We start from the raw sequence: 11,775 nt of genomic DNA on the forward strand, positions 1-11,775 counted from the left end.
CCGTTTCAGGCCACCAACTATTTGCACAAGGTGGAGTGTTTTTGCTTCACCACCCAGACTTTGGAAGCAGGCGAAGAAAAAATCATGCCGCTGAGAATTATTGTGGATCAGGCATTACCCCGGCATATCACCAAACTAACGTTGTCGTACACCTTGTTTGATGTGACGACAATGGGAGAGAGGACGCAGCCGTCCTGAGGAGATTCTGATGGCGCAAGAAGGTGAAGGTACCTATTATGTTCCGGCCCAGAGCAAGTGGCCGATCATTGCTTCGATAGGTCTTTTTACCACGCTGTTGGGTGCAGGCATGATGATGAATGACATGTCTGCCGGGGTAAAAGATTCGTTTGCACATTATGTGTTTTTCGGTGGCTCCCTGATCATGGCCTATATGCTGTTTGGCTGGTTCAGTAACGTCATCGAAGAGTCCCGCAAAGGGCTCTACAGTGATCAGATGGACCGGAGCTTCCGTTGGAGTATGAGCTGGTTTATCTTTTCTGAAGTCATGTTCTTCGCGGCTTTCTTTGGAGTGCTTTTCTATATCCGTTACTTCGCCGTGCCCTGGTTGGCTGGTGAGGGAGATGGTGCTTCCACTCATGAACACCTCTGGCCAGAGTTCGAAGCGGCTTGGCCGCTGATGACCAATCCAGATAATGAAACATTTCCGGGAGCCAGTGGGGTCATCGATCCCTTCCATCTTCCACTGCTGAACACCCTGTTACTGGTCGCTTCCAGTATCACCCTGACGATTGCTCACCATGCCCTCAGAAAGGCGGAAAGAGCCAAGGTTAAGGTATGGATGATACTCACCCTGATTCTGGGTTTTACCTTCCTTTACTTTCAGGCTGCAGAATATGCTGAAGCCTACAATGAGCTTGGGTTGACTTTGAGCGCAGGTATTTATGGCTCAACGTTTTTTATTTTGACCGGCTTTCACGGGGCACATGTCACTCTCGGTGCCATGATGTTACTGGTCATGCTGATTCGTATCTATAAGGGGCATTTTGAGCCGGATAACCATTTTGCTTTTGAGTCATCCTGCTGGTACTGGCACTTTGTCGACGTGGTCTGGATCGGCCTGTTCATTTTTGTCTATCTGATTTGAGGTAATGCCGTCACTCCCTGAAGGAAGTGGCGGTTAACGATTTCAGTCGTTTAACGGTACAGCCAGGGAGCGTTGCTGTGAATATCTCCAAACAGCCAGGCCACCACAATGATCAGCATGATCAGGGCGGTCAGGCCAACCCGGGCAGTGAGCGAATTCACCAGTTTGGCGGAACCGCTATCACCTTTAAGTAGAAAGTACAGACCTCTGCCCAAGCAGAATACGACGGCAAAAAAGAGAAGAACAATAATAACTTTTAACCACATATAACGCTCCCTGCTGAAGCCTGAGTTTATGAAAAACAGTTTGCTAAACCGGTTTTTAAATAAATCTGTGGTGTAACTGTTTTTCTTACGTTATCGGCATTCAGATCAGAATAACAGTGGAGTTTGGTAGAGCACCCGATGTCGAAGTATAGCTATCGCGTTAAGTTGTCGTTGTTGGTGGTGCTGCTTTTACCCCTGCTGATCAAACTGGGGTTCTGGCAGATGTCACGATACCAGGAGAAGCTTGAGCTTGAGCGAACTCTGGCAGAGCGACAGACCATGCCTGCACTCAGTCTGTCTGATGTCAGTGGTTACTCTGATTCCATGTATCTGCCTGTCAGTGTCCGTGGTCGTTTTCTTTCCGATCGGGCTTTTTTTCTTGATAACCAGATTCACGAAGGTCGTGCCGGTTACGACCTGATCATGCCTTTTCTGGTCAATGACGGTCAGTATCTGCTAGTCAACAGAGGCTGGCTGCCTGCTGAATCGAGAGAACGATTGCCGGAAATCGAAACACTCGATGGAGAGCTTGAGTTAAGGGGCAAACTGTATCGGTTATTGGGGAACCCCTTCACACTGGGTGAAGATATCTGGCAGGAAGAATGGCCCAAGCGAATCCAGGTCGTCAACTTTGAGCGAATGGGGGAAGCGCTGGGACAGTCTCTACCCGTTTATATTCTTAAGCTGGAACAGAATCAGCCCGGCACCTATCTGATTCGCCCTCTGACAATGAAAACCACCTCTCAGAAACATCTCGGCTACGCTATTCAATGGTTTTTAATGGCTCTGGTCCTGCTGGGTCTGTATCTCTGGCAGATGCGATCCTCAGGCTTGGGTCAAAGCCAACATAAACATAAACAGGTATCCGGGACTGACGAAAAAGAGGATGGCTCAACGTGACTGGCAGATTTTTTTATTTATATGCCCTGCTGCTTTTTGTATTTCTTATTCCGAAAAACGGGTTTGCCGTGATTCGCCACGCCTGCTTTATTGTTAATCCTGCCAGTAATAATGGGCAGGGTGCGAGGGTTTGGAACCGTATTCAAAGAGATGTCAATCGTTACTTCACAGCTGTCGGCTCGCAAGATCAGGCTGCTGCTCAGGTGCAAGCGACATTTGAAGTATTTTTTACGGAACACGCCGGTCATGCAACGGAGCTGGCAGCTCAGGCAAGTTTTAACTGGCAGCTGGAGCAGGAAGGTCATTTATTGATTGTTGCCGTTGGTGGGGATGGCACTGTTCATGAGGTGGTTCAGGGTCTTGAAAGTCAACCGCAAGTTGTGTTCGGTGTTATACCAGCGGGTGAGGGAAACGATATAGCAAGAACACTCCAATTGAGGAGCCCGATGCATGCTCTTCGGACGCTGGTTTATGGAATCGCTATGCCTTTTGGTGCCTACAAAATTGAAGGTTGTCAAAGAGGCAGTTGCGAGCGGAAAACGGTTCTGGCAGTGAGTGAGTTCGGGCTGGGTGTGACGACCCGGATGACAAAAAAGAAAAACGATCACGACAGTGGTGAGCGACCGAGCCGACTGCTGAGATACTTACCCGGAAGTGTGGCCTATTCAATGTTAGCTGTCAGTTCAGCAATGACATGGGATACACCCACGGTCAGGTGCAGTATTAATCGTGAGAGGTTCAGTATCCCCTTAAATCTTCTGGTAGCGGGGACAGGACCAACGATCGGAGGTGGAGTTGCCCTTTTTAACGATATGACTCCATACAGTTGCCATGGACAGATGCTTTTTAGTCAGCAGAGGACCAACCCTTTTTGGACACTTATTCAGATGACTATGGAGAAATTTCTCAATTGGTCCGATCTGCAACGGTTTTGCTTTACTCAATTGGATATTGAACACGAGGATGAGACGCCTCTTTCTATTCAGGTCGATGGTGATGTTTTACTGCAAACACCGGCACAAATAACCTGGCTGCGGGCAGTGTTCCAGTTTATGCGACCCCCCGAATATGGAGAGCTCGGTCGTGCTTTAATGGACCTTGACGAAGCCGGAGATGATCCTGATTGGAAAGGGGGGGATTCACTGTGAATAGCAGAGTGTTTTATGTGTATGGACTGCTGCTTTTTGTATTTCTTATTCCGAATAACGGATTTGCAGTGATTCCGAAAAACCGATTTCCAGTGATTCCGGAAACCGGATTGGCAAAGATACGCCACGTTTGCTTTATCGTTAATCCAACCAGTAATAACGGTCAGGGTGCGAGAGTCTGGGAAAGTATTGAACAGGCTGTCAATCATTATTTCGCAGCAGTGGGCTCACAGGATGAGGCGGCTGTTCAGGAACGAGCGACATTTGAAGTGTTTTTTACAGAACATGCAGGTCATGCAACGGAGCTGGCAACGCAAGCGTACCAGAGCTGGCAGCAAGGGCAGCGCGAAGGGAGCCGAATTCCTGACCAGTTATTAATGGTTGCAGTGGGAGGGGATGGCACTGTTCATGAGGTGGTTCAGGGTCTGGAAGCTCACCGGGAGCAGGTTGTTTTTGGGGTTATACCGGCGGGTACGGGAAACAATATAGCGAGATCACTTCGATTGCGTGACACGGCTCGAGCCCTTCGGACACTGGTTTATGGGACCGCTCTGCCTTTAGGTGCTTATAAAATTGAAGCTTGTGAAAGAGGAAGTTGCCAGAAGAAAACGGTTCTGGCTGTCAATGAGTTTGATCTGGGTGTGACGACTCAAGTGAAAAAAAGGGAAAACGATTACCAGAGCGGTGAGCGAGCGGGTCGCCTGATGAGCTTTTCACCCGGAAGTAGGGTCTATTCGCTATCAGACTTCACTTCTGCAATGAGATGGAATACACCTATGGTCAAGTGCAGTATTGATGGGGGTAGCAGGTTCCATATCCCCTTGAATATTATGGCTGGAGGGGCGACGGGGCCTACGATCGGGGGCGAGTTTGGCTTTTTATATGGCGAGAGAGCGGAAAGTAAGCGGGGAGAGCTGCTTTATGGTGAGAAATGGGATCCCCCCCTTTGGACACTTGCTCAGGTCGCTATGCAGAGATTACTCAATTGGTCAGGTCTGAAACGGGCTCAGTTTACTCAATTGGACATTGAGCACGTGAAAGAGACACCTCAGGATATCCAGGTTGATGGTGATATTTTACTGCAAACGCCGGCACGAATAATCTGGTTGCCGGAAGTGTTCCGGTTTTTGAGACCCCCCGTATTTGGTGATCACGGTTATCACGGAATGTACCTTGAAGAAGCGGAGGATGAAAGAGCGAAGGAAAGGCAGGATTCCATTTAAATTTTGAACGTGGCGGTTATGGACAGGTATGCGCGACTAACAGAAAAGAGGATAGCTCACTGTGAATAGCAAAGTTTTTTGTTTATCTGGCCTGCTGCTTTTTGTATTTCTTGTTCCTGTAAACGGATTTGCAACGATTCGCCATGTCTGCTTTGTCGTTAATCCTGCAAGTAATAATGGTAAAGGTGCCAGGGTCTGGGACAGAATTGAAGAAGCTGTCAACCTGTACTATACAGCAGTCGGCTCACAAGACCAGGCTGCTGCTCAGGAACAAGCGACATTTGAAGTGTTTTTTACAGAAAACGCCGGTCATGCAACGTACCTGGCAGTGCAGGCATATGAGGACTGGCAGCAGGGGCAACACGCTGAGGAAGATCAGTTATTGTTGGTTGCCGTTGGTGGGGATGGCACCGTCCGCGAGGTGGTTCAGGGTCTGGCAAGTGAACCGCAAGTTGTTATTGGTGTGATACCGGCGGGCAAGGGAAACGATATAGCGAGAACACTCAAACTGTGTAACCCGATGCATGCCCTTCGGTCGCTGGTTTACGGAGCCTCTATGCCCTTTGGTGCCTACAAAATTGAAGGTTGTCAAACAGGCAGTTGTGAGAAGCAAACGGTTCTGGCAGTGAGCGGGTTTAATCTGGGTGTGACGACTCAGATGACAAAAAATAAAAACGATCACGACAGTGGTGAGCGACCAAGCCGACTACTCAGGTATTCACCCAGAAGTATGGCTTCTGCAATGTTAGCCATCAGTTCAGCCATGAGATGGAATACACCCATGGTCAGGTGCACTTCTGATAAAGGCAGGTTCAATATTCCATTGAATTTTCTGGCTGCGAGTACAGGGCCAACGTTCGGAGGAGGAATTGCCCTTTTTAATTATATGAAGCCGTTCTGTACGCGGGGGAAGGTGCTTTATAGTCAGCAGAGGATGCATCCTATATGGACATTTATTCAGATGACTATAGGCAGATTACTCAATTGGTCAGGTCTGGTTTGGACGACTATGGAGAGATTACGTAATTGGTCAGGTCAACGAGCGCTTGTCTTTACTCAATTGGACATTGAACATCAGGATGAGACACCGCTTTCTATTCAGGTCGACGGCGATATTTTACTGCAGACACCGGCAAAAATAACCTGGTTGCCGTTTGTGTTACGGTTTATGGGACCTCCCAAATATGGAGAACCCGGTTATTCCCTTATGGGCCTCGAGCAAGCTAGTGATGATCCGGATTCCTTTTAAATTTTGAATGTAGAAATATGACTATTTAATCAACCGGGTATTATAAGAATGAAAAGAGTAAAGAAAGCAAAAAGTCGCTGGCAACTGGCTCTGGTCATTCTCATGCCTCCTCTGGCTATGGGGTTGGCTTGGTACTTTTATTTCTTCGGTACGCAGTTTGTGCCGGATGGTCGTACGAATAAGGGAGAGCTGCTATTACCCCCCGCCAGCTTCCAAAGTATGATGCTTGAGAAAAATAATGAAATGTTTGACCAGCAGGCACTGGAGGGTCGCTGGGGGATTCTGGTATTTGGTGACGATGCCTGCTCCGATCAGGCCTGTCAGGAAACGCTCTATCAAACCCGTCAGGCTCATCTGGCGCTCGGCAGAGACAGCGACCGGGTCGTCCGGCTTTTTATCTCTTCCTCATCCAATCCTGAATTGAACCAGCGTGTACTCAGTGAACATCCTGATCTGATCTGGTTGGGCAGTCGTAAAGAATCGGTGTTGAACACTCTGGGTAAAAAACCGGGTGAAAAAAGAGCGTGGCCAACGAATGGCTTTTACATCGTTGACCCCTTGGGGAATATCATGATGAAGTATCAGCCAGGGCAGTACGGTGGAGATTTATTAAAAGACTTGAGGAAGTTGCTTAAAGCATCAAACATTGGCTGACATTGAAAGGTGTTCCATGACAACAGCATCGATTACAAAAACAATAAGCCAGACAAAGCGACAGAGAACGGGTTTTTATCTCTCTCTGTTCGCAACCTTGCTGGCCGCTGTGGTTGTCGGGTTAGGGGCTTATACACGACTGGTTCATGCAGGGTTGGGTTGTCCTGACTGGCCAGGATGTTATGGCTTCCTGACAGTGCCTGAAACAGCGCAGGAAATAGCCATAGCGGAAACACTTTTTCCCCATGCGCCGGTTGAGGTGGACAAAGGCTGGGCAGAAATGGTGCATCGATATGTAGCAGGCTCTCTACTGCTGCTGGTTCTGATGATCGCTATTCAAGCCTTTCGGAACCGACAAGAGCCTGGGCAGCCATTAAAGCTGCCTATATTCATTCTGGGGCTGATTATTCTGCAGGCGGCATTCGGAATGTGGACCGTGACCTTGAAGCTCTGGCCCCAAGTGGTGACGGCACATCTTTTGGGTGGTTTTGCTACGTTCAGTTTGTTGTTTCTGATGACCCTTCGTTTGTCCGGATTGTGTTGGGAAAAACTCCCCTCCTCTGAACAGAAAGATCGCTTGAGAGGGTTAGCTGCGGTCGGGCTGTTAGTGGTGATTTTGCAGATCACATTGGGGGGCTGGACCAGTTCCAATTATGCGGCTCTGGCCTGTCCTGATTTCCCCATGTGTCAGGGGCAATGGCTGCCCGGTGCTGATTTTGCAGAAGGTTTGAATTTCAGTCAGTCCATTGGCCCGAATTATCTGGGTGGGAAAATGGACTCTGAAGCACGGACCGCGATACATTTTTTACATCGATTGGGGGCACTGGTGACGACCGTGTTGCTGCTGTTTCTGTTTATGCAGATACTTCGATATAGTAATGCTCAGTCGTCTAGTAACCGAAGCAGCCTGATAGTGCTGGCTACACTGATGCTGTTGGCTCTGCTGGTACAGGTCTCTTTGGGGATCAGTAACATTCTGGGCAGCCTGCCACTTTCAGTGGCGGTGGCTCATAACCTGGGAGGTGCGGTTTTGTTGCTGATTCTGGTCGCTCTCAACTTCCGTCTGAACGTGTCTGAAGGATTCAGTGAGGTTCAATCATGAGTAAGATCATTCAAAAGCAGGGCGGCGCATCCCTTCAGGAATCCGTTCACTGGCGTGATTATCTTGAGCTGACCAAACCCAGAGTGGTCGCCCTGATGGTTCTGACGGTGGTGATTGGTATGTGTTTGGCGACGCCGGGCATGGTACCTATGGATATTCTCATCTTTGGTAATCTGGGTGTTGCCCTCTCGGCTGCATCCGCCGCAGTGATCAATCATGTGGTCGACCGACAGATTGATTCGGTGATGGCCAGAACCCACAAGAGACCGATAGCCACAGGGCGAGTTGAGCCGCTTCAGGCTTTGCTGTTTGCCTTTACTCTGGGTGTGTTGGGCATAGGAATTCTGGTGTTTCTGGTCAACCCTTTGACCGCCTGGCTGACACTGGCCTCACTGATGGGCTATGCCGTGGTTTACACTCTGATTTTAAAGCGTGCGACCCCACAGAATATTGTCATTGGCGGGATTGCCGGTGCCTCCCCTCCCCTGCTGGGATGGACGGCAGTGACCGGACACTTTGAAGGTAATGCCTTACTTCTGGTTTTGATTATTTTTGCCTGGACGCCACCCCACTTCTGGGCTTTGGCTATCCATCGCAAAGCTGAATATGCCAAGGCCGACATTCCCATGTTGCCGGTGACGCACGGTGAGGCTTACACCAAGCTGCATATTTTGCTGTACACCGTGATTATGGTCCTGGTCAGTGTTTTGCCTTTCCTGACCGGTATGAGTGGCATTCTTTATCTGGCGGGTGCATTGATTCTCGGAGGGCGGTTTCTTTACTGGGCTATTGCTCTCCTGCAAGAAAGCAGACCCCATGCTGCTATCAAGACATTCAAGTATTCCATTACTTATTTGATGTTGCTCTTCGTGGTACTGCTGCTGGATCATTATGCGTTCTATTTATGGCTTTAACAGGCTATCGGTTAGACTGAGGCTGAAGGCTCAAAGGATTTTTCATGGCATCCGGGATGAAAAACAGCGTGAATAAAACAGTATTGATTCTGGTGGCTATTGTCGCGGTCATTATGGGTCTGACATTCTACAAATACATGAACAAACCATCGCTCACACTGGAGCACTTGCAGCGGATGGGGGCAGTGGTTTTTGACAAGCCACGGACCTTTGAAATGAAGGGCATGGTGGATAACAAGGGTCAGCCTTTTACTGAGGCTAATCTCGAAGGGAAATGGTCTCTGGTGTACTTTGGCTATACCTTTTGCCCGGACATCTGCCCCACTACGTTGGGTCAGTTGAACCAGATGGATAAACTGTTGAAGAAGGATAACCCTGAAATCGCGAAGAAAATGCACTATTTTATGGTGACAGTGGATCCTCGCAGGGACACTGTGGAGAAGCTGAATGGCTACGTCCCTCACTTCAACCCTGATTTTGTGGGAGTGACGGGCAACCAGAAAGATATCCATAACCTGACCGTACAAATGAACATCCCCTACACACCGGTCATTGATCCGGTGGATGAGTATTACCTGGTGGATCATGGCGCCAACCTGGTCATCATCAATCCGAGGGGGGATTATCACGGCTTTATTCGCCCACCCCTGGATTCAGACAAGCTGGCACGGGTGATGGTGGGCGTGGATGAATTGTATCAGGACTAATCTCGTCAGCTGCGCTTGAAGCTCAAACCCAGAACAAAAATCAGGAAGCTACAGACGACAACGGAAGGTCCTGATGGGGTATCCAGCTGCCAGGAGGCAGTCAGTCCTCCTGCAACGCTCAGTAAGCCAATGATGCCGGCAATGATCGCCATTTGTTCTGGTGTTCGGGAAAACCTCTGGGCTGTTGCGGCTGGAATAATCATTAAAGAAGTGATCAGAAGTACACCAACAATTTTCATAGCCACAGCAATGACCAGGGCCATCAGTAAGGTCAGAATCAGTTTGGTTCTTTTAACTGGAAAACCTTCAACCTGTGCCAGCTCTGCATGAATGGTCATGGCCAGAAGGGGCCGCCACAGCCAGGCCAGTGTGGTGAGGACCAGTGCGCCGCCGCCGTATATCCAGAGCAGGTCTGTAGGTGCGGTCGCCAGAATGTCTCCAAACAGGTAAGACATCATGTCGATTCGGACGTTCTCGGAAAAACTGACTGCAACAAGGCCCAGGGAAAGACTGCTATGGGCAAGTATTCCCAGTAACGTGTCGGATGCCATTTTTTGTTGTTCCTGAAGCGAGACCAGAAGAACAGCAAGAAACAGCGAACACACTATGATGGTCAGGTTAAGATCAATATCGAGCAGCAACCCCAAGGCTACGCCCAGCAGTGCCGAATGAGAGAGAGTATCGCCAAAGTAGGCCATCTTCCTCCAGACAACAAAACAACCCAGAGGTCCTGCCACTATGGCAACCCCTGATCCTGCCAGCAGTGCGGTAAGGAGCAGTTCAGGCATGAGTGCTCCTATTGTCATTCTTGTGGATGATATGACCATCAACGGTATGTTCATGATCATGATGGTGGGTGTAGATAGCCAGCTCTTCGGACTCTCCACCAAAAAGCTTCAGGTAAGCAGGGTGTTGACGAACCTGATGGGGGTGGCCTGAGCAACAGAGATGCTGGTTCAGACAAATAACCCGATCTGTTGAAGCCATCACCAGATGAAGGTCATGGGAGACCATTAAAACAGAGCAGCCGTCTTTCAGCTCGGGGCTGCTCCCATTTCTGAGTTCGGTAATCAGATGATAAAGCTCTTTCTGGCCATTGACATCCACACCCTGAACCGGTTCATCGAGCACCAGCAGATGAGGTCTGTTCAGCAATGCCCTGGCTAACAATGTTCGCTGCAGCTCTCCGCCTGAAAGTGAATGAACCGGTGAGTTCATGACGTGGGCGACACCGGTTCTTGCCAGTGCCGAACAAATGTGTTTTTCTGACTGTCCTGTCAGGGAAAGAAAGCGTCTTACGCTCAGGGGCATGCTTTCGTCAACATGCAATTTTTGAGGCATATAGCCGATACGCAGACCTTCTTTTACCGAACGGCTTCCGGAATCAGGAGACAGCAGACCCAGAACAACTCTGACCAGTGTCGTTTTACCAGCTCCATTCGGGCCTATCAGGGTCACGATTTCACCAGCTTCCACGTCCAGTGAAATATCGGTAACGACTTCTCGTTCCCGAAAAGCAACATGGATGTTGTTCAGTCTGATCAATGTTTCTTCAGACATAGGTTTACTCAGATCCTTGGTTGTTGCTGTTTTATTGTCTTTGTCTGAACTCATAATGACTCCCGGGATTTCTGGCAGTTTGAGCATAAACCGGTGAGTTCAATTGCGGCATCAGTGATTTTGAATCCCTGATCAAAGGCACAAGAGGTAATGGACTGATTAATGGCCTGATGATCGATTTCCTGTGTCACGCGGCAGTTCTGGCAGATCAGAAAACAGCTGTTATGTTTTGTGCCGGGGTGGGGGCATCCAATAAAAGCGTTAAGTGAGGATAGACGGTGAATCAGACCCTGCTCCATCAGGAAATCAAGGGCGCGATAAACGGTGGGGGGTTGGGCCACCCGTTCTTCCTGCTTAGCCAGTTCGGCAAGAATGTCATAGGCTCCCACGGGCTGATGACTTTGCCAGATCAGTTCCAGTACTTTCTCACGGAGATGGGTCAGCCTGGCTCCCCTCTGTTGACAGAGAGTACGAGCTTCCTGCAAAGCTCCTGAAATACAGTGGTGATGATCGTGAGGCTGGTGGACACTGGTCATGACAATGAAAGGTAGCGAATGAACGATGTTATATTATAACCAAACTTCTATTTATAATCGAAATAATACTCTCGAAGAACCGGACGGGAGTGCTCTTCGGTCACAGTTAGCTTTGTCAGATTTTTCTGAGACGCCATCACAGGGGAAGGCTCAGCTATCTACTTCCACCGAAAAATAGTCCAGGACGGAATCAACATCTCGGGTTTGGTGGGGTCTATAAAGTTGCCCATGTGATCTGCTGCAATGAGGTAATAAGGTTCGCCCACTTTGGGGATAACCTGAATACCATAAAGAAAACCATTTATCCGGTATTCCCTGATGGTTTCATTGTCGCCGGAACGAATGACCACAGTGGTGTCATGCCTTTGCTCCAGATCTTCGGGACGCAGATTTTTAGGGATTTTTTCAAAA

General features: G+C 49.0%; 15 protein-coding genes. 10 read left to right on the forward strand and 5 right to left on the reverse strand.

Annotation, left to right across the window (positions count from 1 at the left end):
• A partial coding sequence (locus KDK18_RS03850; RefSeq protein ID WP_257253336.1) for a cytochrome c oxidase assembly protein occupies positions 1-198 on the forward strand: 198 nt, incomplete at its 5' end.
• 10 nt (positions 199-208) lie between these two features.
• Positions 209-1,105, forward strand: a complete 897-nt coding sequence (locus KDK18_RS03855) for a cytochrome c oxidase subunit 3 (RefSeq protein ID WP_257253338.1) — start codon at positions 209-211, stop codon at positions 1,103-1,105.
• A gap of 50 nt (positions 1,106-1,155) precedes the next feature.
• Here KDK18_RS03855 and KDK18_RS03860 read toward each other — a convergent pair whose 3' ends face one another.
• Positions 1,156-1,371 carry a twin transmembrane helix small protein gene (locus KDK18_RS03860; RefSeq protein WP_257253340.1) on the reverse strand — a complete coding sequence of 72 codons (216 nt, stop codon included), beginning with the start codon at positions 1,369-1,371 and terminating at the stop codon, positions 1,156-1,158.
• Positions 1,372-1,509: 138 nt separating this feature from the next.
• Here KDK18_RS03860 and KDK18_RS03865 point away from each other — a divergent pair, with 138 nt between their 5' ends.
• From KDK18_RS03865 to KDK18_RS03900, 8 genes are all read left to right on the forward strand, one after another.
• Positions 1,510-2,271 (forward strand): SURF1 family protein, encoded by a 762-nt coding sequence (locus KDK18_RS03865; protein WP_257253341.1) that lies wholly within the window; start codon positions 1,510-1,512, stop codon positions 2,269-2,271.
• The gene (locus KDK18_RS03870; RefSeq protein ID WP_257253342.1) at positions 2,268-3,419 is read left to right on the forward strand and encodes a diacylglycerol kinase family protein; all 1,152 of its coding nucleotides are present in this window, start codon (positions 2,268-2,270) and stop codon (positions 3,417-3,419) included. Before KDK18_RS03865 ends, KDK18_RS03870 begins: the two co-directional genes overlap by 4 nt.
• Positions 3,416-4,642: a diacylglycerol kinase family protein gene (locus KDK18_RS03875; protein ID WP_257253343.1), complete on the forward strand. Its 1,227-nt coding sequence runs from the start codon at positions 3,416-3,418 to the stop codon at positions 4,640-4,642. Before KDK18_RS03870 ends, KDK18_RS03875 begins: the two co-directional genes overlap by 4 nt.
• Positions 4,643-4,703: 61 nt before the next feature.
• Positions 4,704-5,891 carry a diacylglycerol kinase family protein gene (locus KDK18_RS03880; RefSeq protein ID WP_257253344.1) on the forward strand — a complete coding sequence of 396 codons (1,188 nt, stop codon included), beginning with the start codon at positions 4,704-4,706 and terminating at the stop codon, positions 5,889-5,891.
• 48 nt (positions 5,892-5,939) lie between these two features.
• Complete coding sequence (locus tag KDK18_RS03885; protein WP_257253346.1) at positions 5,940-6,545, forward strand: hypothetical protein; 606 nt, start codon at positions 5,940-5,942, stop codon at positions 6,543-6,545.
• Between the two features lie 16 nt (positions 6,546-6,561).
• Positions 6,562-7,647, forward strand: coding sequence for a heme A synthase (locus KDK18_RS03890; protein WP_257253348.1), 1,086 nt, complete (start codon positions 6,562-6,564; stop codon positions 7,645-7,647).
• Positions 7,644-8,561: a heme o synthase gene (gene cyoE / locus KDK18_RS03895; RefSeq protein WP_257253349.1), complete on the forward strand. Its 918-nt coding sequence runs from the start codon at positions 7,644-7,646 to the stop codon at positions 8,559-8,561. Before KDK18_RS03890 ends, cyoE begins: the two co-directional genes overlap by 4 nt.
• 44 nt (positions 8,562-8,605) lie before the next feature.
• A complete protein-coding gene (locus KDK18_RS03900; RefSeq protein WP_257253350.1) occupies positions 8,606-9,268 on the forward strand; it encodes an SCO family protein in 663 nt (220 codons plus the stop codon).
• 5 nt (positions 9,269-9,273) lie between these two features.
• Here the strand turns inward: KDK18_RS03900 and znuB are convergent, their stop codons facing one another.
• The 4 genes from znuB to KDK18_RS03920 form a co-directional block, all read right to left on the reverse strand.
• Positions 9,274-10,056 (reverse strand): zinc ABC transporter permease subunit ZnuB, encoded by a 783-nt coding sequence (znuB, locus tag KDK18_RS03905; RefSeq protein ID WP_257253353.1) that lies wholly within the window; start codon positions 10,054-10,056, stop codon positions 9,274-9,276.
• Positions 10,049-10,828, reverse strand: a complete 780-nt coding sequence (gene znuC, locus KDK18_RS03910) for a zinc ABC transporter ATP-binding protein ZnuC (protein ID WP_257253357.1) — start codon at positions 10,826-10,828, stop codon at positions 10,049-10,051. Before znuC ends, znuB begins: the two co-directional genes overlap by 8 nt.
• 50 nt (positions 10,829-10,878) lie before the next feature.
• Positions 10,879-11,364 (reverse strand): Fur family transcriptional regulator, encoded by a 486-nt coding sequence (locus tag KDK18_RS03915; RefSeq protein ID WP_257253355.1) that lies wholly within the window; start codon positions 11,362-11,364, stop codon positions 10,879-10,881.
• A 158-nt stretch (positions 11,365-11,522) separates the two neighbouring features.
• A partial coding sequence (locus tag KDK18_RS03920; protein WP_257253356.1) for a DUF2782 domain-containing protein occupies positions 11,523-11,775 on the reverse strand: 253 nt, incomplete at its 5' end.

Source organism: Endozoicomonas sp. SESOKO3, from assembly GCF_024606255.1.